The following is a 25,977-nucleotide window of genomic DNA, read 5'->3' as shown; positions in this document are numbered from 1 at the left end:
CTTATTGCTCCATTTCTTCTGGTGTTTCTTTAGCGGCAAACAGGGCCAGGTGGGTCAGGATGGGCCCGGCAATTTCCAGTATCAGGGTCATGGCGACGAGGGCATACCATTCATTCGTCATGGCCATGCCCAGCTTGTTGGGCTGCTCAAGATTGAGGATCAGAAAGACAGACACCGGCGCCAATCCCAGGCCGCTGAGCATGCCCTTGCGCATGGAAATGCCGCTGACTGGTGCCAGCAAAGTAGTCACGATAATCTTGCTACCCAGGCGCATGACCAGTAGCAGGCCGCCCAGCATGACGCCGGCCAGTACCTGTGAAAACGCCAGCGTGGATGCGGCAAACACAAACAGCACTACCGCCAGCAATTCACCAAGTACGCCAAAGTTTCTTTGCGTGCGGCCCAGACTGATGCGCCTGTGTCTGGCAACCAGGCCAAAGCTCAGGGTTGCCAGTATTGGTGATAGACCTGTTGCATGGGTCAGCGCCACCAGCACGATGACAGCAAAGGCAAAGCCCAGAGTGCTGTCTTGCGCCTGTCTGCCACGCCAGCGCAATATAGTGGGCAGCACGATACCGAATACCGTCCCCGCCAGCACGGATGCGCAGGCCACCAGCATCACCTGCAAGCTCTGTGCCGAGGCTTTGAGAAGATCGCCGGGTGCCTGCATGACCCCATATACCAGGATGAGTTTGAAAGCAAAAACTGCCAGCACAGAATTGATCGCCGTCAGGTGCAGGATACGTTCACTGACCTGGCCAGAACTGCGTTGCTCGTTAATCACGCGCAGTACGGCAGCGGGGGAAGACGACATTGCCAGTGCGGCCAGCGATAGTGACATCAGTTGCGTACTGCCATACCATAGGGCGACGCAATACACGGCTGCGAAGGTGGCCCCGGCTTCCAGCAACCCCGTCACCGCGACCCATGGGTTGAGACTCAGCCAGCGCAAGTTGATGCGGTAGGCAAATTCAAACAGCATCAAGCCAAAGGCAATATTGGCCAGCAGCACCAGGCTATGGTTATCGAGTGGTGACAGGTAATCCGGGAACAGGTTCACCAGCACAAAGCCCGTCAGTGCATAAACACTGATGCGTGGCAGATGCAAGACACGATTGAGGATGTCCCCAAGCAGCCAGGCCAGCGCAAGCACGCAGGGCCAGGCCATCTGGCTGATATTGATGGAAAACTCGGTCATGCTGTCTCCTTCGCCGGGCCGGGCTATTATTTTTAAAATTTAGAATCGGGTTTCCCGGGCAGCGCGCAAGAAGCTGTCCAGTATGGGGTGCAATCGAGCAGGCCACTCTGCCCAGTCAAATGAAATTCAGGATGCCATTGCAGGCCCACGACAAATTTGGCTTTTTGGTAGCGTATGGCTTCAACGATGTTGTCTGCAGGTGAAATGGCCTCTACCTTGATATCCCTGCCCAGGTTCTTGATCGATTGATGGTGGATGGAGTTAACTTTGGCAACAACGCCGGGCGGGAACAAAGCTGCCAGTGAGGATTGCGGCGTAAATTGCAGTTCATGGCCATGCTGGTCGTACAGGTCATTCACGTGGGCAATGGCACCAGGCACTTCAGTGACGATATCCTGATACAGGCTGCCACCAAAAGCTACATTCAATAACTGGCAACCTCGGCAGATACCGAGCAGCGGTTTGTCTGCCTCGATAAATTCATGCAACAACTCCAGTTCATACATATCGCGCGTACGGTCACCATTCCACTCAGGGCGGGTCGATTGTTGTGAGTAACTCTCAGGTGCGACATCGGCACCACCCTGCAAGACCAGGCCATCAAGATGCCTGGCGTAGTCACGCAAGCGTATATTGCTGGGCCGTATCAGACCATTGGTATTGACGGAAGGGATCATGAACACCATCACATCACGCGCCATGACCCATTGGGCGATAGATTCTTCCAGATACTGCAGGGTCTTGCTCGACAAACCTTTGGCACCCGTCTGTGGATGGAAGATGCGGGCAGACACTCCTATCTTCAGGGTACGCTGGGTAATGCCCTTGGCGGTGCGCATGGAGGTAGCCCGCAGGCGCGCAGTAATGACACGTATCATCGTGCGCCAGGGTGATTCGTCTGCCAGGTAAGTAGATGGGGCTTGCCTGTCAGCCGGTTCTTTGGCCGCAGTTGCAGCCTGTGTCACCGTGATGGCAGACGGGGACATCGTGGCCTGCTCTGCCTGATTGCCTGATGCTGTATTTGCTGGCAGATTTGCGGGCGAATCAATTCCACCAGCAGGCGGCACTATTCCTGAGTGCGGGGTGTTTTGTTGTGCTTGATCATTTTTCTCATCCGGCATGGCATGCATCCATCGCTGATAAAGGTGAAAATCAAGGCATACCTGTCTGCATATTCATGAAGAAAACATCGTCATGCCGTGACAGTGAAGATACTACACGCTTGAGCGGCCTGAGTCTGTCAGACTACGCCTACTCAGCAGTGCTTCCATCGATAAAGCAGAGGCAAGCTGATTTATACATTAAGACTTTTTCAGCGGGACTTACGCAAAACCGCCCCAGCTGCGTTGCAGCTCCTGGCCGTACTATAAAAGTACTGTCTTCGTCGCTGCGTCTTGCTGGGACAATTTTGCGTAAGTCCCTTTCAGTATAGTTCAAATCCGAAGTTTTGAAATAGACTGCCAGCTACAGGCTCAAGCAAGCTTCACATCACGCATCACAGCAAAAACATCAAGGCCGCTACCAGCGTTGGCGGCAGGGCACCCAGCAGTAAACCAACAGCGCCTATCGATTCATCATTGAAGCCACGCCGCAATAAAGCCACGCCTGCAGGATTGGGGGCATTGGCGATGACGGTGAGCCCACCACCAGCGACTGCACCGGCGACCAGCAGGTATTTTGCCTGTTCACTGAGGCCTACGATCAATGAACCCAAATAAGTCAGTGCCGCATTATCGGTAATCGCCGTCAGACCGAGCGCTGCAAAAAACAGGGTATGCGGTTGCAGGCTGGAGACGATGGGTTGCAACCACCATTGCTGCATGCCGCCCAGCACTACCAGACCAGCAAGAAAGAAACCAACCAGCAAACCCTCTTTCAAAATCAATGGGCTTTGATAACGTTCGTATGCCTGGGTGTACCCCATAAAGAATAGAAACAAACCCAGGAAGAATACAGGGTGATGTGCAAACAGGACAACGCCCGCCAGAAAAGCCAGATGTACCAGGCTAACGATCAGTGGCACTGCCTGCACTTGCGTGCTATCTGCTGCACTCTGTGCTGGTAAGTGCTTGCGCAAAAGCAGTGTAATCACGCTGGCATTGAACAACACGGCAACAGCAGCCTTCCAGCCAAAAGTGGCCAGCATGAAAGCGCTATCCCATTGCCAGGCAGAGGCCACCATCAGCACTGGCGGCGCGGCGAAAGAAGTCAGCGTACCACCTACGGAGACATTGACGAACAGCACACCCAGCGCAGCATACTTGAGCCACTCTGGCATGCCCTGTCTAAAGATTCTTGGCGCCAGCATCAGGGCAGCCAGGGTCATCGCCGCTGGCTCGGTAATCAATGAGCCCAGCAAAGGTACGACTGCCAGGCCAAACCACACCATCGCCAGCGCATCAGGCACAGGCGTGAAACGCGCCAGTCCCCTGAGCACACGGCCAACGATCTCCAGCACAGGGCGCGATGCAGCGACCACCATGACAACAAAGACAAACAGGGGTTCGGTATATTGACGCGACTCGGCATAGGCCACGGCGGCATCACCGCCAGACACCAGCGCCATGACGACGATGAGCACAAAAGCCCAGAAGCCAAACACGACTTCGACTTCACCCAGCAGGTGAAACAGGCCCGCATGTCTGCTATTGCGGTGCGCCAGTACTTCAAAAAACTTGGCGCTGAAAGTATGCAACAGGGCCAGGCCAAAAATCACTGCCCCCAGGGTTTCCATCAGGTTCATCATGCTCATTCCCGCGTGAATACAGACATATATATTACACGAGCGTGAGCGTGCTTACGAGCTAAAACGATATGCTATCGACTTAAAAAATCCAGTCAATCATCAAATATTACTTTCCATTTTTGGGTATATTTTGTATGCCTTGTTTTGAAATTTTTTACTATCCAGGTACTCACGTAGAAAAGAAACACCGTAAAAACTAGAGCCATATCGCAAAGGCCATTAACTCCTCTCAGCAAATCGGATACAGGTGGGGAATTCTTGAGGTGAAGCTGCTGAATCACATTTACCATGCTAAGAAAACCGGAAAAGTCGTACAAGCCATGCAATAAAATAACAGCAACTAAAGATCTGAAGCGCAATGCCATATATGCGTATGCCACTGCCGCGAGAAACATAAAAGGGTTGAAGGTAAAGTGCGCAAAAAAGAAAGCGAATGAGCTCCAGAAGACTGCCCATTTAAGCGACATGCCTTTCAAGAAGAAGTCGATCAAGATCTTTCTGAACAATAGTTCTTCCAGTATCCCTGCAGCCAATGCCAACGCAGCGACAGTGACTAGTAATTTCAGTGTGAACAGTTTTTCCAATGCGACGAATAGCTCTGGCAAATTGACCAAAGTAGATAGCAGAAATCCAAACAGGAATATATACGCTGTCACCAATACACATTCAACTATGAAAGATTTACCGAGGTTACATTTTTTCAAAATGAGTGCGAACACAATGACGTCAAAAGCCATGAGTAAGTTTGCACCTGCGAGCGGCATTTCTTCAATACTGTAAGAGGCTAGAATTATTCTAAGAATCAATATACTTGACAGGCCCGACAGAAAAATTAATTTCTCTATTTTAGTGAATGACCTAGGTTCTATACCTGATTCAGTAAGCATTTTTCTTCATGAATGGAGTAACTTTGAAAAATAATGAAATTTTATGGAAATCCATTAAGCCAGCTTCAAACCCGCCACATCTTCTTTCGCAACAGCAGCCCGCACTTCAACAACAGCCCCGTCCTGGATAGACACCACCCGCTCAGCCGTATTGATGGTCTCAGGCCGGTGCGCCACCATGATGCGCGTCAGTTGCAAATTGCCAAGCGCCTGATTGACCTTGTGTTCATTGTTCACATCCAGATGACTGGTCGCTTCATCGAGTGCCAATACCTTGGGTTGCTTGTACAAGGCCCTGGCCAGCAATACACGCTGCTTTTGCCCGCCAGACAGGCTGCTGCCCATATCACCTACCAGGGTTTGGTAACCCATGGGCATCTTGCTGATTTCTTCATGAATGGCTGCCAGCATCGCACATTCTTCCACTCTGGCCTGGTCACAATGGCTGTCGAAGAAAGCGATATTGTCCATGATGGAACCGGCCAGCAAGACATCTTCCTGCATGACCGTGCCCACCAGTTGGCGGTAAGTTTTGATGCCTAGCTGGGTGATGGGGATATCATCGATCAGCACTTCACCTTCTGTTGGTTTCAACAAACCCAAAATGATCTTGCACAAGGTTGTCTTGCCACAACCACTTGGCCCAACCAGGGCGATGCTTTGCCCGGCAGGTATGGTCAGGTTCACATCGCTCAACACCCAGGGTTCACCTTCGGCATAGCGGAACTTGATATTCTTGAGGGTAATAACGGCCTTGATGCGTGAGATATCGGTTTCGATGGCAGTTTCTGCCTCGGCTTCTTCCAGCACGATGTCTGCCAACCTTTCGCTATGCAGGCTCAGCATGCGGTAACTGATGAACACATCAATGAGGCTGGAAATACGGCCAGTAAAAGTACCGGCATAGCTGGAGAAGGCCATCAGCATACCCACCGTCAAGGTATTTTGCATGACCTGGCCGGCACCGACATAAAACAGGGCCAGACCCTGTATACCAAAGATCAGGGTATTGCTGACCTTGAAGATAATGGACAGCTTTTGCGTCTTGATATCGCGGTTTTGTACATCGATCTTCAGGTTTTGCCAGCGGGACAGACGTTCAGTCTCACGACCAAACAGTTTCAGGGGCGTGACGGCACGCATGGTTTCCAGGAAATGACTACTTTCTTTGGAAGACAAGATCAGCCGCTCTTGTGATGCTTCACGAAAAGGTTGATAGAAGGCCCAGCGCAAACCCGCATACAGAGCCACAGCACCCAATACCAGCATGCTGAGCTTGACGCTATACACCAGCATCATGACCAGGGCCAGCACGGCCATCAGGCCATCGAGTGCGCTCTCGACAAACATGGACGTCAGGGTACTTTGTATAGACCCTATGGAACCAAAGCGCGACACCACATCACCAAGATGACGCTTTTCAAAATAAGAAACCGGCAAACGCACCAGGTGGGCAAATACACGTGCTGACCATTGCAGGCTGATATCCATGCTCCAGCGCATCAAAAACCAACTACGCGCGAGGCCTATGGCATTCTGGGTGATCATCAACAACGCAAAACCAAACACCAGCACGACCAGTAATTCTTTGTCACCACTGACGATGACTTCGTCAATGACGAACTGATTGAATAGCGGCGCGCAGATGGCAAATATCTCCAGCGCCAAAGCCAGTGCCAATACCTTGACGATGGCAGAGCGCAGGCCGACGATATGGCCAGTCAAATCGCGCAGGGCAACTTGTTTTTTTTCTTCCTTGGGTTTGAATGAGGGGCTGGGTGCCAGCTCCAGTGCTACACCGGTAAAGTGACTGGACGCTTCCTCCAGCGGTACCCGTCTTTCTCCGACTGCCGGGTCAAGCAAGACCAGAGTGACCTTGCCACGCCAGTCCTTGCGCACGGCTTTGAGCACCACGAAGTGATTCAGGTTCCAGTGCAGGATACAGGGCAAGGCCAGTTGATCGATCTCATTCAGCTCAAGGCGCAGTGGGCGGCTGTTCAATTGCATGGAAGACGCATGCCGCATCAACTGCGCGAGGGTCGCACCTTTAAGACTGATCGAGAACTGACGGCGCAGGTCAGCCAGATCAGTGTGATAGCCAAAGTGACTGGCAACCATGGCGAGGCAGGCAAGACCGCATTCGCTGGATTCGGTTTGAAGGATGGGAGTCATTAGATTTACGTTTTATTCGCCAATCGCAATACCTAAGTCTTGCGGATGAACATTCTTAAAAGGCCTACATGCTGTAAAGAATGGGCTCTCATCACCTGCGCAAAAAAGAACAAAAGCATCACCTTGACTTGTAGATATACGTTCACGAAAAATATATATGCCACCCTGAGCTTTTTTTGCATCAAACATCTCGTCGAGTATTTCAAGAGGGAATTTCCCCTTACTAGTCGCGATGATTTTTTATTAATTTTTTCGGTAAACCCGTAGTTTATTTCGCCACTTCCTGATGCTCTTGCGACATGCAAAAATAAATGCGTGCGTACTCCATTAATGGAAGGTAATAAAGTTCTTTTAGCACTTAATAGAACGATGTTTGCACATGCAGAGGCACATTGCCCTCGCAAAAATACTTGCAGTTTTCTGGACTCAATCTCACCAGCAATAGCATCGGTAAGTATGCCTGCCATTTTTGGAGCACCACGAGAATTTTTAAATTCAAGTTCATTGAGAGAGGCGTTATTCTTTATTTCCGCTTGAAATTTTTTGTGATTGTCCTCAGAGATATCTCCCTCCCAAATGTACCTATTCGCATCAGCTGCGCAGGTAAGCGAAATTCCACAAAGAATTGTAACCACTGCAAACTTTGTGAGTTTATTTAGATAATTTGTGATCATTTCTTCTCGAGTTCTGTTAGTAGGAGCTAGCGCTGAGCTAACTCCTAACTTTTCTACAAATTAATTAGAGAATTAATTTCCAAAAATAACCCAGTGATTCCACTCGTCGGTATTAGTAGTTTCTCCTGATTGCGGGATCGTATTTAAAAATTTTTCCAAACAATCTGGAACATCTGTTGGTGTGCAAATATCGATAAGTGTGCCTATTTCATTATCGAAATCAGCTTTTTCTTGATCTGTCATACGAGGGCTAGATATCTCAACTGTCTGAATAGGTTCATCTGGCTCAAGATCTCCTCCAGCCACAACCAACAACTCTTCATTTGTAATCATACGCATTTTGTATCATTCCTTACATGGTTAAGTGAACCATGCCTCGTGGCATGGCGTTGCTGCTCCGATCAGGGTCTTGACCACCTTGAACGGCATTTCGAGCTGAGTCAGTTGAATTTTACTGACAGACTCAGTATCGAATTCTGAAATTCGTACGCTGCTTCCTTGCTAGCATTGGCTCTAGCACCCATTCCAAAATTTTTCTTTTGTCTTACGGCACATCCGCATCCAGCGAGACGATTTCATCAGGATCGCACCTTTAAATCGAATCAAGAATTACCTTTACAAATTGGCTGGTCATCATAATGAGATAGACTAAGTCACTCTCACTAGATTCCGTTTGGAGGATGGGGACATGTACTAAAATAGTCATTTAAAAAAGCAATGACAAAAATATTTTTAAAGTTCAAATTGAATTTTTGGAAAATCATTATTTATTTCCAATAAATATCTCCTTAAATATTAACGACATCGGAACAGCATGAGTATATTTCTTAGCTTTTAGAAGTCATCTATATAAATGAATCTGATTACTCGGAAATTTTTAAGTAGTTTTGATCAATTAGAAATATCTAGAACTCATTTCATAAATAGGGTGAGATGCGTTTGCTTCATAACACGGTTTGGCAATGCGGATGCAGCTGTTAATAGTGGCGCGACCGACAATAAATTTTATGCTGTCTGGTACGCGTTATGAGGCAAACCCTCCGGGAACTGACGATTTGGGCGCATTGCAGCGTTGCACCCTTTGCTAAGGCATGAGCCTTAGCTGCAGGTCACGCCTTGCACTGCATCCCAAATCGTCTTGTTCGCACTCATCCTATTTATGAAATGAGTTCTAGATAAGAACCATTTTGAATTTGTTGTGGATTACTGTTTTTACATTTTAAAAATATGATATTTCAAGCTTAAAAAGCAATGGCAGTAAGCCCAAATTTATCCAACTAGAAGAATGTTAAAAAGCCGACTTTAAGTGGATGATCTTGATAATTCAAACGACTTAATTAAGATTTTTAGTTTTCAATTGAAATGCCGAGAGATTGCAGCGTTAAATCTTTGATTGGCTCACAAGTGCGGGGAGCAAATTTTTCATCCCCTTTACAAAACAAAATATTATATTTTCCATAAATCGTAGTAAATGGATCTCGAAAGATAAAAATTCCTCCATTAGGTGATTTTGTTTCAAAAACTTTTTCTAATAAGGGCAATTGAATTTTTCCACCACTTCGAGCAACAATTTTTTTAAATGACCGCTCTGAATCTCCATAAATGACTTCGCCATTTCGCCCGCTATATGCAGCGTGAATCATCAGATGAGTGGGCATTTCAGAATTCGATGGTAATAAAGTTTTTCTTTCACCCATTAAAAACGCTTCTGCACAAGAAGATGCACACCTTCCTCGAGCATATGTTTTTAAATTCTGGCTTACAATAATCTCAGACAATGACTCCAATATAATTGTTGCGGAAGAATTTGATCCTCGCGACTCTCTAAACTCAATTGCGTGGAGTGGTTTATCGTCCTTAATTCGCGATTGAAGTTCGCTTATTGAGTTTAGTGTGATATTGCCATTCAAAATAAATCTATCCTCAGCAACTTCTGCAGAAACAGCGGCAGAGCTAATTAAATATAATGAAAACGTTACAATATGATATAAAACTAAGCGGGATATTTTTTTAACACTGATTAAAATCATAATTTCCTCCCTAACGGAAATTATTGTTTCAACAATAATTTCCGCACTTTACAATAGCTAAAAAACTAGCAAAAAGTGATTTAATTTCCGAAACTGTTCCAATCAATGAGATTTGGGAGGTCCGGCATTTCTGGCCAATCTACTCCGGTGAAAAAACTAGCGCAAGCGACTGGATTGCCAGTTAAACATGAATCCATTTCGCTGACAAATCTATTTACGTCATAATCAAATTGTGCTTTTTCTTCGTCAGTCATTCGTGGACTAGATATCTCGACCGTTTGAATCGGCTCATCCGGCTCGAGATCACCACCAGCCACAACCATCAATTCTTCATTTGAAATCAAACGCATTTTGTGTTACTCCTATACATGGTTAAGTGAACCATGCCTCATGGCATGGTTTTACTGCTCCGTTCAGGGTCTTGACCACCTTGAACGGTATTTCGGGCTGAGTCTGTTGGGTTTTCCTGACAGACTCAGCATCGAATTCTGAAATTCCTTGTTCTTGCTTCTAGGTGCGCGGGTTCATCGCCAGCACTGGCTCCAGCACCCACTCCCAAATTTTTCTGCTGTCCTGTAATACATCTGCCTCCAGCGTCATGCCAGGCTTGAGCATTTGTGCCTGCCCATAGGCATTGATGCTTTGCTCATGCAACCTGACCTTGATGCGGTACAGCGCTTCATTACTGTTGAAACCATTGATGGCTTGCTGGGCATTGCTCAGGATCGTTGTTGCCAGGTTCTGTGGCAGCTCAGACGGGGCAAATGGCGTGCGGCTGACATCCACTACCGTTGCCTTGTGCAGGCCAAACTTTTGATACGGAAAAGCGGCGTAGCGTATCAATACTTCCTGCCCTGGCTGGATAAAACCCGCTGTCCGGCTGGGTGCATACAGATGCGCTTCCAGCGATCCTGTTTCTGCCTCGCCTGCATGAGCGGTCTTGGCATCAACAGGTATCAGGCTGGCCAGTACTTGCCCGGTATTGATGGCTTGCCCTGGCTGGTTCGTCAGCGCTGTCACAGTTCCGGCTTGGGTTGCAGTAATTTGCACTGCCTGGCGGTTGGCGTTTTCTGCGGCTTCTTGCTTAAGGCTGGCCTTGGCTCTTTCTATTTGCGTCAGGTCAGTTGCCAGGCTATTGGCCAAAGTATCGAGTTCTGATTGCAGGGCGATCTGGTTGGCCTGCAACTGGGTTTTGTTACGCTGCAGGGTACTCAGGCGGGTGCTGATGTCGAGCAGGTCTTCCTGCTTTTGCTGGGTCTGGGCAGCAGAGACGTAGCCATTACCTTGCAGGGTTTCATACTTGGCGACGCTTTGCTGGGCCAGTTGCTGGCGGCGCTGGGCAAGCAACAGTTCTTGTTCCAACTGAGTCTGTTCCTGGGCCAGGTTCGCCAGCCTTTGTTGCAAGGCCTGCTTTTTTTCCTGATACTGGCTTTGGCGCAATCTTTGTTCTGCGGCCATGCTGTCGGCACGGCTGGCAAGTTGCTGGGCGACCAGGGCGGTAATTTCGCCCTGGCTGTTCTGGCGCTCTGTACTCAGAGTAAACAGGATTTGCCCGACTTTGACTTGCTCGCCTTCCTTGACATGGGTAGTCAGCAAGATACCGGCATTGGGGGCAGCCACGCTGAGCTGGCCGCCGACAGGCACGGTAATACCAGTGACACGGGCTTTTTTGGTGATGCTGCCGAAAGTGATGTAGGCAATCAACACCGTAGCAATGACCAGGGCAACAATCGCAATCAATGAAGCGGAAAGCGGCTGTGCCAGGCGGATGGAACCCATCCATTGACTACCTAATGCTGCTGTGACTTCAGGGCGAAACAGGGGGCTGGACTTACTCACCACTCACCCCATTCACTGCAAACTGTTGCGATTTTACAAGTATCTTCATTTATCTACGGCAATATTTCAAAAAAACACTTAACTCCCGTGCAATGAGAAACAGCATAAATGAAAACCCTCAGGAAATGTCAAACAAAGTTAAAAATATATTTTAAGCATGCTTAAAGACTATTTAATATTTTTCTGCTAGGATCGCGCGCCGCGTGCGCGGGCGCTTGACATTGTTTATCCTGAACTACCCTGATCGCCCGTCAATCAATCGTGGCGATCAAGTCATAAAAACCTTCATTCCGTCCTTGGACATCGCTCTGATGTCCATGGATTTGTTTCAATTTTCGGTCTCATTCAAAGACACGAGCAAAAATCAATCCCCTTGCTGCTGCCAGACTGCTTTACCCGACTTCAAATAAATCAAGCCGCTGGCGGAGCCTTCTTTCGCTACCACGATCCCATCGTTGTGCAATTTGACGGATTTGGCATGGTAGCTGTGCGGCTGAGTGCCTTTGTCTTCGACATACCAAAGTTCCAGCCAGGAAAAGTCATCACCACCGTTGCCTATCGCATGCCCTGCACCGACGATGACGGGCTTGGCTTTGCCGTGCGACAAAAAGACGATGCCCTCTTTATTACTCTTGCTATCTTTGACCAGGACCGCCAGGTCGCCCTTGCCAGCACCCAGAAAATTGCCGCGCCAGACAAAGGGATTGATGCGGCTGTTGACTTCGATAGATTCTTGCTTGGACAAGCTATCGAGCTGCTTGTTTGCCCAGTCAGGTAATTGCATCCTGGGTGACACATCCTGCGCAAAAGCGATGCTGTTGGCGAATAACAGCACGACGGACGCTAATTTGAAATTCATGGCAAAACTCCTGATAGTGATATAAATGTTTAAGTATCGTTTTGAATAAAGGCCTGCATTACTATTAATGATTACTACGACTGCCTACTGCCACCGCGCTCACTGCAAATATCTCACCTCAAACTGATGGTCTGTCTCTTCCATGCCGGGTCTTGCCACTTGTAGAACACGCTCAAAGAACCCGGCTTGTCGGCATAGTTTTCAACTTGCAGGCTGTCCATGCTGACGACTTCAAAGCTCTTCTTGAAACGGCCTTCGACTTTGGCTTCGCGTGCTACCAGCATCTTGTTGGTACCGGGCACCCAGCCTGCGAATTCTGCATAGCCAAGATCGGGGTCACTATTCGCTGGTGGCAAGATGTCGATGATCCAGCCCTGGCTGGTCTGGTGGAATAACCAAAGTTCACGCCAGTTCTCCATGGGTTGTACGGCCAGGGTCAGTGCAGTATTTTGTGCATTGGCGCGGGCAGATGCGGGCCAGACCACGCTATAGGTACAACGTTTTGCCAGCGGGGTTTTGATGTCATGTTTGGCGTCAGTCAGCATGACGCAGGTTTCGCCTGGCTGGCCTGGTGCGGTGATGATGTTCAGGCCAGGTTTGGGGATGATGGCGGGTTCAGCCGCCCAGCGTGTTGTGCCCACCCGTACACCGGCGTCGGAGTATGTATATACATCTTCATCGGCGAATTCTTCTTTATTGACTGCGGCCAGTTCGGTCAATGCGCGGTTGGCGGCATCATCTGCTTTCTCGCCTTTGCGGGCACGCTGAAAGGCGATGCTGGACCAGACGCTGGCCTTGCGCATGCGCATGCGGTTTTTCAGGTACTCGGGCAGGCTGGTGGTGTTGACCTTGTCGAGTACATCGGCACGCCATTGATCAAGCGCATAGCGCTCGGTCGGGCGCTTGGTGGGGTCTATGCAATCCTGTCTGGTTACTGCCAGGGCAGCACGGGCTTTTTGGTCGGGTGTGGCATTCATGGCCAGCACGCGGCGAAAGGCTTCGCCGTCGTAGCAGAGTTGCATGCGGCCTTCGCGTTCATAGCCTTTGATGTTGATGCCGTAATTGGCAACCACTTCCAGGTGGGCGGCAATGGTGGCTTCATTTTGCTTGGGCTGTTTGCTCGATGCGCGTCTGGCCAGGCGCTCTGCCATGCTGCCGAGTGCATCAAAGGCTTCTGCACCGATAGCACTAGCTGGTGCGGCTTTCAAATACGCCGCGGTATAACTGATGCCAAGGGATTCTGCACCCGGCGTATCACGCAGGAAGCGGATGACGGCGAAGGCATCGGGTGCATCATCAGGCTGCATGGAGACCAGGCGCACTTGCGATGCCTTGATATAGCCTGCACGTTCGCGCCTGTGGTCATACACTTGCAGGTAGTCGAGTTTTTCACCACGGATTTCCAGGCTGTCACCCTGCCAGAGTACGGCCTGTTGTTGCGCGCCGTCCTTGGGGGCAGCGCGCAATTGTGCCTGGTCTTGTGTGACGACAGCGAGCACGGCTACAGCAGCTAAGGTAGCAAACATGATTATTGGCTCTCTTTGTTTTCGTTAGTGGTTTCTGTTTCAGCTTCGGTAGCTACTTTTTGCATGCCTTGCCTGTTGTTCTTGCCGCTACCCAGCAAGGTCGCACCAATGAAGCTGCCATCTGTTGGTGGTGGTGCGATGATGACCGAGATTTTGTCTGACAATTTGTCGGCCATGGTTTTCTGTATGAGCAGCGGGTGCTTGCTCAGCAGGGCACCTTCTCTCTCCATCTGCACGCTGGCGACCTTGCCGACCAGGTCTTGCCTGTAGGCTTCAGCATCGGCCAGTTTGCGGCGGGAGTCGGCTTCACCCTGGGCTTCGATGACGCGGGCTTGTGCGGTACCTTCTGACGTTTTGATGCGGGCCATTTTTTCTGCTTCGGCTTCAAACTTGCGTTGTTCTATCTGTTTTTCCTTGAAGGGAAGAACGTGCTTCATGGCTTCTTCCTGCGCTTTGGCGGCGATGATTTGTTCATTGCCTGCTGCCTCAGCGGCTTTCTCGCGCTTGATCTTGTCGGCGTCAGCTTCCAGCGCAGTTTGTTTGACCTGCTTGTCTTTCAGTTCCAGGGTATAGCGCATTTTTTCGCTTTCCAGTTCTTCGGCCAGCAGTTTCTCCATGCCGCGTTTATAGTCGGCAGGCAAATCAACCTTGCCCATCATGACGCTGCGCAGGATGATGCCGTCAGCGGCGAGACGGGGTTTTAATTCAGCTTCTATCTGTTTCTGGATTTCTGCACGTTTGCTGGAAAATATCTCGCGTACTGTATACAAGGTGAATGCCTTGTAGATCACGCCCTGTACTGCCGGTTCAACGATGTCGGTATTGATGTTCTCTGGCAGGCTGGTGGACATATTGGTCAGCTTGGTCGGATCGACCGCATAACGTATGCTCAGGTCTACACCGAGTGACAAACCTTCTACCGACTGGAACGGTGCTTCACCATCGGCACGGCTGCTGCGTGTGGGTTTGTATAACTGGTCTTGCAAGCTGAACAGGCGCAACTCATGCAGGCCGGGTACGATAATCAGTGCACCGTCACGCACCTGGTCAGCATGACCGGTCAACTGGTTGATACGCACACCCACGTCACCACGCGGGATATGTTTGACCGGTGGGTGGGTGCTGATGGCATACACGGCACCACCTACCAGACTCAGCACTACCAGGCGCTTGAAAGTGACTTTGCTGAACATGCCAGATTCTGTCGTGACCCTGGCCCCGGCTTTGATTCCCGATGCGCTTGTGCTGAAAACGGAAGACAGAGTGGATCTTACGGCTTGTACCAGGGATTTGATACGGTCAGACATGATGGCTCTCCAATGATGGTGGTTTTTTCAGGATTTCTTGCAGTGGCGTTTGCCCTGCTTCCCTGAGACACATCATGCTCCGCAAGCCACGGAGCATACAATGCTGCGGCAGGGGCAGAAATATCACTGTGGCAAGCTATTTATTCCGCGCCTGGAATAAGCCTTGCCGCGTGTGAAGAAAAACTCACAGCGGCTTTATGACATTTACGGCGAAAGCGTGGATACTGCGGTTATTGAATACATTGCAGGAGAAAACCGTGGTCAAAGTAGCTGTCATCGAAGACGATCTGCCCACCAGTAACCAGTTAAAAACCTGGATAGAAGCAGCAAAGCCGGGCATACAGATAGACCAGTGGTTCAGCCGTGACGATGCCGAAGCCGCCATCGCGCGCGAAAACTATGACCTGGTGGTGCTCGATATAGAACTGGGGCGCGAACGCCATGCCGGGGTTGCCATCATCAATGCCATCAACAAGCAGCATGCAACACCGGTGCTGGTGGTGTCAGCGATGCCAGCCACCATCTACCGCAGCATCATGAAGGCGCTGGATGCCTGGGATTACCTGCAAAAAGCGACCTTTGAAGAAGCCGATTTCATAGAAACCTTTCTGGAAATGCTGCGCTCGGTGAAAGAGCGCAAGCAGCATAAAGAGAGCCAGAGTGCAGCCTATAAAGAAGCCGCAAAAAGCCCCGCTGCCGACCAGCTCAGCATGGACCCCTTGCGCCAGCGCACCCCCATCTGGCGCGGCCAGCGCATCAACCTGCCACTGACGGCACAACGCATACTGGCCGCCCTGTTTGCCCGCCGTGGCCAGGTGGTGTCGTATGAAGACCTGTATGAAGTCGTCAAGAGCGGTCGCAACCGTGACAATATACGCAAGCATGTCTCGACCATACGCGATGCCTTCCGCGAGATTGATGCTGACTTTGAATGTATAGAAAACGTCCCCATGCGCGGTTTCAGATGGGTGGATGACGACGCGGGCAGAAGCTGAGATGGGCAAGTTTTTGCTGGCGACTTACCGGCTGCGGATTTTATTCCGTGGCGTTTTCTTATTGCTGGCGCTGGCAACCGGGGGCCTGGCGCTGTCTGTCCTGCAGCAGGAAAAACAACTCAGCTATAACAATTACCAAAGCAATTTCAATAAAACCCGTTTGCAGATATCCGCCACCCTGCGCCATCCTGCCGGGCAACTGGCGCTGCTGAATCCCCCAGCTGACACCAAGCGCGCATCCCTGCGCCCGCTGTTGCTGCCGTATTCTGCGATTGATTTTGATGACCAGAACAAGGTACAGCAAGCCATCGCCATGTCTGGTTGCCTGGTGCAATATGGTAATGAAGGCGCACTCTGCAGCGGCATAGGCAATAACCCTTGGGCGGGTGGCTTTATCTATATAGCGGGTAATTTCAATAGCAGCCAGCTGGTGTCACACAAGCGCGGCAATGAAAGCCTGGAGCAAGCGCATAGACTGAAGGTCAGTGTTAGTCTGCGCGGCCAGACTTATCGCTGGATAGCGCCGTTTGAAGAAGAGATTGCGCCAGCGAGACAAAACCAAGGCGTGCGCGGGCGCTGGACTGGCTTTAATGAAAGCGAAGCCAACAGGCCGAATGCGCGCCCGGTAAAAGACTTCCGTGGCTGGGCCTGGCAAAAAGCCGTGTGCAACCAGGCTGACCTGGACGACAAGGATACTGACTGCCAAAAGAATACCTTCTTCTCACTGCGCCTGCCGATACCGGTCTTGCAGGAAGCCCTGTTTGAAAAGAAACGCCCGGTCTGGCCGCCACAGGACCTGGACCAGATGGAAGTCAGCATCGCCGTGCTGCCACCTGACTCTGACACTGCGCTGCTCGACAGCAAGAGCACGCCGACGGCAACCCCATTCTCCCTCAAGGATTTACAAGACAACCTCTTGCCTGGCGAAACCCTGCGCATACGCAAACGCGATGCTCAAGACAGTAAAGACAGCAAGGATGATCTGATCAACCTGACCGGTATCGTTGAACAAAGCGATGAATCATGGAATATCATCACCCGCCTGATACGCCGCCTGCCTGTCGATGAATACGATGTCCCGCTCGAAAGCCGCGAAACCATCAGCACGCCGCTGGCCAATTATGAGGTCTTGCTCAAGGGTGATGTGCGCAGTGTCAGCAAGAGTCTCAGCGTGGTTGCCAGCCGCGTGTCCTGGTTCGTCGGCGCGATGTTGCTGGCGCTGACGCTGGCCTGGCTCTTGATCGAGGTCAGTATCATACGGCGCATCACCCTGCTGACTAAGCGCGCCGTGTCATTGTCAAAGACCATGAAGGGTGCGGGTGAGCTTGAGCAGTTTGATGTCAGCGATTTGCGCAGTCCGGATGAACTCGGCGTGCTGGCCAGTTGCCTGCATGACTTGCTGCGCCGCGTAAAGGAAGACGTGGAACGCGAAACCATACGCACTGAACAAGAAAAAGAGATGTGGCATGCAGTCGGCCATGAGATCATGTCACCGCTGCAGTCCCTGATGGCCTTGCATGGCACGGCAGATAACCAGAGCAACCGCTACATCAGCCGCATGCAGCAGGCCATACGTGTGCTGTATGGCAGTGCATCACCGAGCGAGGCATTTCAATCTACCGTCTTGCAGGTCAGTGAAATTGACATCAGCCTGTTCCTTAAAAACGTCGCCGACAATGCCCCCATGGTAGGCATACCGGATGTGGTTTACGAAGGGCCGGATGAAGTCATCATGGTCAAGGCAGATGAATATTCGCTGGAAGATGTGGTGACCCACGTCTTGCGCAATGCTCAGCGTTATCGCAAGACTGATAGTTCTATTAGTATAAAGTTACAAGATAGTGAAACTGCCGTGACTATTACTATCCACAATGATGGCCCGCATATTGCCGAAGATTTGATCGACAAGATTTTTGAGTACGGCGTATCGGACCAACATGACTCGGGCGCAAATGGCAACCGTGGCCAGGGTCTGTTTGTGGCCAAGACGTATATGGCGAAGATGGGCGGGACTATCAATGTGCAGAATGTGGATCAGGGCGTGAGTTTTGTCCTCACTTTGCAACGAGGAAATCCGTAAACCTCTGGAGAGACAAAAATAGGTCACTGGATTCCAGCCAGGAGCATGGCGGAATGATGTAGCTGGGGCATGGTAAATCAAGCGATGCACCAGTCTATATTATTTTCAATAAATTATTAAAAAAACATCAATCTGACGACTTCAACAGTTTTTATCCAAAAAGCAAAACTTAGTTTTGTATCATCACACAAATCACATCGCACTATCGGAAAGCATGGCTTTAGAATCCTTGACGGGCGCGCTGAACCTAACGCCTGCTCGCGGGGTCAATTATTGGCTAATTATTGGCTATCTATATAGCCAAGAGCCGACTGTGAGAAAAATACCAGGCTGAGACGGCCTGACCAACAACAAGGAAAGCAATGAAACCACAATTAAAACTGATCGCTGCATTGTGCATGGCAGGTGCAAGCAACCTGGTGCTGGCACAGGCAGAAGACAAACACCAGTGGCTGGAAGATGTCACCGGTGACAAGGCCCTGAGCTGGGTCAAGGACCAGAACAAGGTCACCCGCAGCAAGCTGGACAATGATGCAGGCTTCAATAAACTGAAAGCTGATTTGCAGGTTGTGCTCAATTCCAAAGACCGCATCCCCTCCATACGCAAAATGGGTGACGCCGTGTATAACTACTGGATGGACGCAGAACACCCGCGCGGTGTATGGCGTAAGACTACGCTGGAAGAATACAAGAAAGCCCAACCGAAATGGGAAGTGGTGCTCGACGTTGATGCACTGGCCAAGGCAGAAAATGAGAGCTGGGTATATAAAGCCAGCGTATGCCGTGAACCAGTCTATGACCGTTGCCTGATTGAGCTCTCGCGTGGCGGTTCAGATGCGGTGGTCACACGTGAATTTGATCTTGCCAGCAAGTCTTTCGTCAAAGGCGGCTTCAGCCTGCCAGAAGCAAAAATGAGCCTGGACTGGGTCAATAAAGACACCCTGTTTGTCGCTACCGACTTTGGTGCCGGAACGCTGACAGATTCCGGCTATGCACGCGTCGTCAAGGAATGGAAACGCGGCACGGAATTATCTGCAGCCAAGACCCTGTTTGAAGGCCAGAAAACCGATATGGCCGTAGGTGCCAATTCCAGTGACCATAAAGGCATACACAGGGAACTGGTGGGTCGCCAGATCACCTTCTACACATCAGAACAATATCTGAAAGAAGGCGACAAGCTGAGCAAGCTGGATATCCCGGCCAAGAGCAATCTGTATTTCTTTGACAAACAGGCGGTAATCACCCCACGTGAAGCATGGACAGTTGGTGGCAAGACATATGCGTCAGGCAGTGTACTGGCCATCGACTTTGATGCCTTCATGAAAGGCAATCGTGAATTCACCGTATTATTTGAACCCAGCGATACCACGTCATACACCGGTGCTGCCATTACGAAAAATCATCTGCTGTTGCAAACCCTGGATAACGTCAAGAGCAGCCTGAAAGAATGGAAATTCAGTGGCGGTAAATGGTCAGCGCGTCAGGTCACTCTGCCTACTCTGGGTGCCATTACTGTGACTGCGGTGGATGCTGAAAATTCTGATGATTACCTGCTCGGCTATTCTGATTACCTGACACCGAGTGTTTACATGATGGCCCATGCGGGCAATGACAAGCGTGAATTGCTGAAGTCGGCACCAAGCTTCTTCGATGCAAGTGCCTATGAAACCACGCAAAAATTCACGACATCCAAAGATGGTACCAAGGTGCCTTACTTTATCGTGCGTCGCAAGGATGTGAAATTCGACAGCAATAATCCTACCCTGCTGTATGGTTACGGCGGCTTCGAGATTCCCATGACGCCTTCGTATTCCGGTGGTCTGGGCAAGAGCTGGCTGGAAAAAGGTGGCGTCTATGTCGTTGCCAATATCCGTGGTGGTGGTGAGTTTGGCCCGCGCTGGCATCAACTGGCCTTGAAAGAAAACCGTCAGCGTGCCTATGATGACTTTGCTGCTGTGGCAGAAGACCTGATTGCCAGCAAGATCACCAGCCCTAAACACCTGGGTGCCATGGGTGGCAGTAACGGCGGCCTGCTGGCTGGTGTCGCCCTGACCCAGCGCCCTGACTTGTTCAATGCGATTGTCAGCCGCGTGCCTTTGCTCGACATGCGCCGCTTTAACCAGTTGCTGGCCGGTGCATCATGGATGGGTGAATATGGCAACCCGGACGTGCCTGCCGAGTGGGATTACATCTCCAAATATTCGCCCTACCAGAACGTCAAGGCAGGTGTGACTTATCCTAATGTGCTGTTTATTACCTCCACCAAGGATGACCGCGTACACCCCGGCCATGCGCGCAAAATGGCAGCCAGAATGATGGAGCAGGGTCACAAGAATGTCTGGTATTACGAAAATATAGAAGGCGGCCACGGCGGTGCGGCCAACAATGCACAACGTGCCGACATGGACGCCATTGTTTATACTTTCTTGTGGAATATGCTCAAGCGTGACAATGATGCGGTGCAGGTGCATTAATTAATTAATTGAGTCAGGTACGATGAAAAAAGCAGCCAGTGCGGCTGCTTTTTTTTCGCTTAATCGACTTTGTCCGACGGGAAGCGTATGGTTTCACGCAACAGGACGCTCATGGGCAAGGTCATGTTCACGCCATTCGGCTGTACCGGTTTTGTAAACCATTTCTCATAGAGTCTGGTCAGCTCACCATCTGTCATCATGCGCACCATTTCCATATCAATTAGCTTCTTGAAAGCGGCATCGCCCTTGGGCAGCATCATTGCATAGGCTTCTGAAGACAGTGGGTCACCGACGATGACCAGTTTATCGCGCAGCCTGGACCTGGCCTTGAAACCAGCCAGGATTGCATCATGCTGGGCAAATGCATCGACTTGCTTGTTTTCCAGCATGCTGACAGATTCAGTATGATCTTTGCTCTCCACCATCTTCATATTCAGGGAGCGCACTTTATCCCTTTCCAGCAAATATTTATCTGTGGAAGTGCCCTTGGTCACGACTACTTTTTTATCTTTCAAATCCTGCCAGTTCTTGATGCTGGAATCAGCAAAGACCATCATGCGTATCGTGGCGAAAAAATGTGGCAGCGTGTAGTTTACTTTAGTACGTCGTTCTGCATTATTGGCGGTAGAACCACACTCAATATCTGCCTTGCCTGAGGTCATCGCCTCCATACGCGTATCTGATGTAACGGGGATGTAATTGATCTTCAACTGCGGTAGTTTTAATTCTTTTTTGATCGCATCGACAAATTTGGCGCAGATATCAATCGAGTAACCGATAGGTGTTTTATTCTCTGACAGATAAGAGAACGGGAGTGAGGTTTCCCTGAATGCGATGTTGATCGTATTGGTTTTTTTGATACGCTCAAGTGTATCGGCTGCAGAGGATAACTGTGCCAGCATACAACTTGAAAGAATTAAACTTGCTTTGATAAAGCGACGAAATTTCATGCGACTTCCTTGACCCGGTTGAAGTAGTGGGGATGATAAAGAACTGATTTAGACGGAGAAATCAGGGCAAGGAAATGAGGAGCGATGCTACTTCAATAGCATCGTCAGATGCTGTCGCGCTGAAGGATAAATACTGCGCGATACTTGCCAGACCAAAGTGAACCCGATATCAGTTGCGACAAAAACACCGCAGGCGAGGATTATAGGAATATTTCTACACAACAACAATCGAAAATTTATGCATTTTGCTTAATGTCATAATTCAGCGCCTGATTACGCTCACGCATTTGAGCAATATCAATCAAAAACCCGGGCAAATATCCCAGGTTGGTGAGCACAAAATAGAGGTAGCAAAATAAGCAATAAGCAATAAGCAATAAGCAATAAGCAATAAGCAGCTTAATTCACTTTATCTGAAGGAAAACGTATGGTTTCCTTCAACAGTGCACCCATGGGCCAGGCCAGGTTCATGTTGTTGGGCTGTATCGGTTTGGTGAACCATTTTTCGTGCAGCTTGGTGATTTCTCCATCGGTCATCTGGCGTGCCATTTCAGCATCAATGAATTTCTTGAATGCGGCATCACCTTTGGGCAGCATGATTGCATAGGCTTCAGAAGCCAGTGGGTCACCAACGATGGTCAGTTTGGATGGGTCCTTGGCCTTGGCTTTCAGGCCAAACAGGAGAGCTTCATCCTGGGCAAAGGCATCGACCTGGTTGGTTTCCAGCATGTTAAAAGAATCGCTGTGGTCTTTACCTTCTACCAGCTTCATGTTCAGGGCGCGTACCTTGTCACGCTCGAGTATGAATTTGTCAGTAGAAGTGCCTTTGGTGAAGACGACTTTCTTGCCCTTCAAATCTGTCCAGTTCTTGATGCCTGAACTGGTTTTGACCATCATGCGCAGGGTGGAAAAGAAATGCGGTATCGTAAAATCAACTACTTTCCTGCGGTCTGCAGTATTGCTGGTTGAACCACATTCCATATCTGCCTTGCCGGATGTCAAGGCCTCTATGCGGTTATCTGCGGTGACAGGCAAAAAATTGATTTTCAGTTGTGGTAATTTCAATTCTTTTTTAAGCGCATCAACCATTTTTTTGCAGATGTCGATCGTGTAGCCGACTGGTGCCTTGCTATCAGACAGATAAGAGAAAGGCAGGGCAGACTCGCGATACGCGATATTGACGGTCTGGCTTTTTTTGATACGGTCCAGCGTGTCAGCAGAGGACAACTGGGAAAGAATAGCGGCAGACGCAAAAACGCCAGCCTGAAGAATACAGCGCAAGTTCATTTGGTTTCCTTATGCTCTTAAAAAGGACAAAATTTATCGAGACATGTAAGTGGAAGCTGTTGCAAAGATGTTCAGGCAGCGCATAACTACAATTTGCAGCTATTGCCTGAGTATAGGTAATACAGAGGGGCTATGCAATTCAGCCCGGGATATTTTGCAACAAGCGTGGGAGTTTCAACAGTGAGGGGGCAGATTATATAGCGGACTGAGCGCCTTGAGGGAGAAGTAAACCTCTAGTGAACTGTAACAGTCCACTAGTGAGCTGACGATATAAAAAAAATATCAAGTACAGTTCAGATACTTCAGATGCAAAATGATCATGAAAACTTTGGTTTTCAGGTTCCATCAAACAAATCACCGGTCTCAAACGCGGCATGCATAGCCAGACGGAGCCAGGCATAGCAGGTATAAGCTGTTACTAGTCATCAACGGCCTTGCGTTGCATCTCGGCCAGGTAAGCGTCAAGTTCAGCGGTGCTGGTAAAAATTTCGCTCAGGGGTGCGGCACGGACGATTTCAAATACTTTTTGTACCTGCCGACTGAGATTCACAAAATAAGTTGCGCCGCCATGACTGCGCATGGTTTTGCGTATCTTGGCCAGCACCCTTAAACCCTCACTGGAAATGAAGTTCAAGTCTTGCATGCGCATGACCAATACCTTGACTTCTTCACTGACACTGCTGGTAAAAAACTGTTCCAGATCAGCCGCAGTGCTGGAATCGAGACTGCCTGACAAATCTATGGTGGCTGTTGGCAATTGCGTTTCATCAATGGAAATTTCTAACACTGTTTGTCCTCTGTTATTTGTAGTGCAGGTGCTCAGGGTTTGACGAGAAATTTACGTATGTGCAAATTATTCTGTCCGTGCGCATAGTGGTAGTCAATCTGGTCTGCCAGGGCACTCACCAGATACAGGCCAAGGCCACCTTCGGGGCGGTCGGCAAAATCCACTTCCAGGTCGGGCTCATTGACGCCATCCAGGGGATTATAGGCATGAGAATTATCAATCACGTCGAGTACAACCGCAGACTCCTGCAAATGCACGTCCAGCCGTATGGATGCCGGGTCCTGGTCAGTTGCACCATGTTTGAGTACATTCACCAATACTTCTTCAGTAATCAACTGCAAGTCATCAACCACGTCCTCGCTCACCTGCTGTGCCTGCAGCAAACCTGCCAGGCAGGGCCTGACCTGATCATAGACCAGCGGCTGACCATTAAGGCTGATCTGCCAGTCAGCAAAAGCTGGTTTGCGTCGTTTGGCTTCAGGATGAAATTGCATACTTAGTAATGTCAAGTCGTCAAACTGCGGGGCCTGCGCTATGAACTGCTGATGCGCCAGTGTCACACAACGAATAATGTCTGCTGCAAATGCCGGTGCCTTTCGGCTAATTGTAGTCTGTAATCGGGCTTCTGAGAATTCTTCATTGTCCTGGTTCCTGGCTTCGGTGATGCCGTCGGTATACATGACAACAATGTCATGAGCAAGCAGGCGAATTTCAAACTGCGGGAAACTGGCCTCCTCTTCCAGCCCCAGTGCCGGCCCGGTTTCCAGCACCAGTTTGCTGACCTGGCCATCACGTAACAGTAGCGGCGCATCATGACCTGCGCTGGCGTACTGCAATACACCACTTTTCAGGTCCAGCATGGCAAAGAACATGGTGACAAAACGGCATTCAGGATTGTTGTGCGCCAGTTCGCGGTTCACGGCAAACAACAAGGCGGCTGGCGAACTGCTCTGGTGTGCCAGTGTACGCATCAGGCTCAGGGTGCGCGCCATGAACAGGGCTGCGGGCACCCCCTTGTTGGCAACATCCCCTATCACCATGCAGATGCGCTCATCGGCCACATGGAAAAAATCATACAGGTCACCGCCAACTACCCTGGCCGGTTGCAGTAAAGTGCTCACGCTGTAGCGCGGATCGATGGCAGCTTCTGCGCTGGGTAACATGGCTTGCTGTATCTGGGCTGCGATGGCGAGTTCACTTTCCATGCGCTGTCTGGCCGCTGTAGCCTCCTGCAATTCCAGTATGTGCAACTTCAGAGAATCACGCATGCGCCTGAATGAACGTGAGAGACGTCCTACCTCATCGCTCCTGGGTATTTTGGTAAGTTCAGTATCCAGATTACCCTGGGCAATTTCTTCCGTGCTTTTGCTGAGACTGCGTAAGGACCTGGTAGTCTGCCGTGATACCAGGGCAATGGCGATGCACATCAGCAGCATGTCCTTGCCCATGGAAAAAATAACTATCATGAAATATTTACCAAGATAAGCCTGGAACTCTGCTTCGGGGAAATAGAAGCCATACACCAGCGGCATATCCTGCAGTTGCCTCTTGAAATGTATGCCGCCCCCTCTCCAGTACCCTCAGCGGACCGCGTAGATATATCTTTGGGAATAAATTCAGATCCCAGCATGAAATTGCCCGTCAACTGGTTTTTTACATAAGGATGACCTTGCACGCTATGATCGACCTCATCAACCAGGTGTAAATTGCTTTGCAGGTCTTGCAACAGGGGGGCATATTGATCAGTATGGCAATGCTTTGCATTGTTTGTCCCTGCATAAACCATCCTGTGCAAAAAACCAGCCCCTGAGTGCGGATGTGCCTGGACCAGTAATGCTGGCCATTAACAACATTGCAGGATTTCAACAATTCATCATCGGCCGCTGTGCTTTGCCAGGACTGTCCTTTGATGTCAACTTGCCAGCCAAAGCTTTGATCCTTAGCTTTAGTGCCGGAAGAGATAGCAATTTTGCTGACGTAAGGAGAGACCGGCAACATTACTTTAAGATCATTATGATCGACAAGATAAAGGCGCTCATCCATTTGCACCAGGCGGCTGGCTTGCTCAGCGATCAAGTGCAGGCTGGATTGGTGTTTTGCCGCAATGGCATCGAGTTTGGACATTGCTATCTGCTTAACCCAGCCCGTCATGACTTGCTGCAACAA

At 49.9% G+C, this 25,977-nt stretch carries 21 protein-coding genes; 3 read left to right on the top strand and 18 right to left on the bottom strand.

The features are described from left to right. Position 1: 1 nt before the first annotated feature. The 13 genes from UNDYM_RS02590 to UNDYM_RS02530 form a co-directional block, all read right to left on the bottom strand. A complete protein-coding gene (locus UNDYM_RS02590; protein WP_162039632.1) occupies positions 2 to 1,198 on the bottom strand; it encodes a cation:proton antiporter in 1,197 nt (398 codons plus the stop codon). A 32-nt stretch (positions 1,199 to 1,230) separates the two neighbouring features. Then, positions 1,231 to 2,319 carry a gamma-glutamyl-gamma-aminobutyrate hydrolase family protein gene (locus tag UNDYM_RS02585; RefSeq protein ID WP_370529432.1) on the bottom strand — a complete coding sequence of 363 codons (1,089 nt, stop codon included), beginning with the start codon at positions 2,317 to 2,319 and terminating at the stop codon, positions 1,231 to 1,233. A 374-nt stretch (positions 2,320 to 2,693) separates the two neighbouring features. After that, positions 2,694 to 3,941 (bottom strand): putative Na+/H+ antiporter, encoded by a 1,248-nt coding sequence (locus tag UNDYM_RS02580; protein ID WP_162044417.1) that lies wholly within the window; start codon positions 3,939 to 3,941, stop codon positions 2,694 to 2,696. 95 nt (positions 3,942 to 4,036) lie between these two features. Then, positions 4,037 to 4,831, bottom strand: coding sequence for a CPBP family intramembrane glutamic endopeptidase (locus tag UNDYM_RS02575; RefSeq protein WP_162039631.1), 795 nt, complete (start codon positions 4,829 to 4,831; stop codon positions 4,037 to 4,039). 54 nt (positions 4,832 to 4,885) lie between these two features. Then, the gene (locus tag UNDYM_RS02570) at positions 4,886 to 7,003 is read right to left on the bottom strand and encodes a peptidase domain-containing ABC transporter (RefSeq protein WP_162039630.1); all 2,118 of its coding nucleotides are present in this window, start codon (positions 7,001 to 7,003) and stop codon (positions 4,886 to 4,888) included. 32 nt (positions 7,004 to 7,035) lie between these two features. Further along, complete coding sequence (locus UNDYM_RS02565) at positions 7,036 to 7,677, bottom strand: hypothetical protein (RefSeq protein ID WP_162039629.1); 642 nt, start codon at positions 7,675 to 7,677, stop codon at positions 7,036 to 7,038. A gap of 72 nt (positions 7,678 to 7,749) precedes the next feature. Further along, positions 7,750 to 8,016, bottom strand: coding sequence for a hypothetical protein (locus UNDYM_RS02560; RefSeq protein WP_162039628.1), 267 nt, complete (start codon positions 8,014 to 8,016; stop codon positions 7,750 to 7,752). A 1,007-nt stretch (positions 8,017 to 9,023) separates the two neighbouring features. Beyond that, a complete protein-coding gene (locus UNDYM_RS02555) occupies positions 9,024 to 9,707 on the bottom strand; it encodes a hypothetical protein (protein ID WP_162039627.1) in 684 nt (227 codons plus the stop codon). Positions 9,708 to 9,787: 80 nt separating this feature from the next. Further along, a complete protein-coding gene (locus UNDYM_RS02550) occupies positions 9,788 to 10,057 on the bottom strand; it encodes a hypothetical protein (protein ID WP_162039626.1) in 270 nt (89 codons plus the stop codon). Between the two features lie 160 nt (positions 10,058 to 10,217). Beyond that, positions 10,218 to 11,546 (bottom strand): HlyD family secretion protein, encoded by a 1,329-nt coding sequence (locus UNDYM_RS02545; RefSeq protein WP_162039625.1) that lies wholly within the window; start codon positions 11,544 to 11,546, stop codon positions 10,218 to 10,220. 364 nt (positions 11,547 to 11,910) lie between these two features. Continuing rightward, the gene (locus UNDYM_RS02540; protein ID WP_162039624.1) at positions 11,911 to 12,405 is read right to left on the bottom strand and encodes a hypothetical protein; all 495 of its coding nucleotides are present in this window, start codon (positions 12,403 to 12,405) and stop codon (positions 11,911 to 11,913) included. 113 nt (positions 12,406 to 12,518) lie between these two features. After that, the gene (locus UNDYM_RS02535; protein ID WP_370529431.1) at positions 12,519 to 13,931 is read right to left on the bottom strand and encodes a hypothetical protein; all 1,413 of its coding nucleotides are present in this window, start codon (positions 13,929 to 13,931) and stop codon (positions 12,519 to 12,521) included. A 2-nt stretch (positions 13,932 to 13,933) separates the two neighbouring features. After that, positions 13,934 to 15,238 carry an SPFH domain-containing protein gene (locus UNDYM_RS02530; protein ID WP_162039623.1) on the bottom strand — a complete coding sequence of 435 codons (1,305 nt, stop codon included), beginning with the start codon at positions 15,236 to 15,238 and terminating at the stop codon, positions 13,934 to 13,936. Between the two features lie 257 nt (positions 15,239 to 15,495). Between UNDYM_RS02530 and UNDYM_RS02525 the strand changes: the two genes are divergently transcribed. From UNDYM_RS02525 to UNDYM_RS02515, 3 genes are all read left to right on the top strand, one after another. Next, positions 15,496 to 16,233, top strand: a complete 738-nt coding sequence (locus UNDYM_RS02525) for a response regulator transcription factor (protein WP_162039622.1) — start codon at positions 15,496 to 15,498, stop codon at positions 16,231 to 16,233. Continuing rightward, a complete protein-coding gene (locus UNDYM_RS02520) occupies positions 16,211 to 18,313 on the top strand; it encodes a HAMP domain-containing sensor histidine kinase (RefSeq protein WP_232063677.1) in 2,103 nt (700 codons plus the stop codon). The genes UNDYM_RS02525 and UNDYM_RS02520 overlap by 23 nt, the downstream gene beginning before the upstream one ends. 362 nt (positions 18,314 to 18,675) lie before the next feature. Continuing rightward, the gene (locus tag UNDYM_RS02515; protein WP_162039621.1) at positions 18,676 to 20,787 is read left to right on the top strand and encodes a prolyl oligopeptidase family protein; all 2,112 of its coding nucleotides are present in this window, start codon (positions 18,676 to 18,678) and stop codon (positions 20,785 to 20,787) included. Between the two features lie 59 nt (positions 20,788 to 20,846). Here UNDYM_RS02515 and UNDYM_RS02510 read toward each other — a convergent pair whose 3' ends face one another. The 5 genes from UNDYM_RS02510 to UNDYM_RS02490 all read right to left on the bottom strand — a co-directional run bounded on the left by UNDYM_RS02510 (position 20,847) and on the right by UNDYM_RS02490 (position 25,935). Further along, the gene (locus tag UNDYM_RS02510) at positions 20,847 to 21,689 is read right to left on the bottom strand and encodes an amino acid ABC transporter substrate-binding protein (protein ID WP_232063676.1); all 843 of its coding nucleotides are present in this window, start codon (positions 21,687 to 21,689) and stop codon (positions 20,847 to 20,849) included. A gap of 447 nt (positions 21,690 to 22,136) precedes the next feature. Next, a complete protein-coding gene (locus tag UNDYM_RS02505; protein ID WP_162039619.1) occupies positions 22,137 to 23,024 on the bottom strand; it encodes an amino acid ABC transporter substrate-binding protein in 888 nt (295 codons plus the stop codon). A gap of 418 nt (positions 23,025 to 23,442) precedes the next feature. After that, positions 23,443 to 23,811 (bottom strand): STAS domain-containing protein, encoded by a 369-nt coding sequence (locus UNDYM_RS02500; protein WP_162039618.1) that lies wholly within the window; start codon positions 23,809 to 23,811, stop codon positions 23,443 to 23,445. 32 nt (positions 23,812 to 23,843) lie between these two features. Next, on the bottom strand, positions 23,844 to 25,343 hold the full coding sequence (locus UNDYM_RS02495; RefSeq protein WP_162039617.1) for a SpoIIE family protein phosphatase: 1,500 nt from the start codon (positions 25,341 to 25,343) through the stop codon (positions 23,844 to 23,846). 121 nt (positions 25,344 to 25,464) lie between these two features. Beyond that, positions 25,465 to 25,935 carry a hypothetical protein gene (locus UNDYM_RS02490; RefSeq protein WP_162039616.1) on the bottom strand — a complete coding sequence of 157 codons (471 nt, stop codon included), beginning with the start codon at positions 25,933 to 25,935 and terminating at the stop codon, positions 25,465 to 25,467. Positions 25,936 to 25,977: the final 42 nt, after the last annotated feature.

This window comes from Undibacterium sp. YM2, assembly GCF_009937975.1.
GTDB lineage: Bacteria > Pseudomonadota > Gammaproteobacteria > Burkholderiales > Burkholderiaceae_D > Undibacterium.
This window is presented reverse-complemented; position numbering and strand designations above follow the sequence as displayed.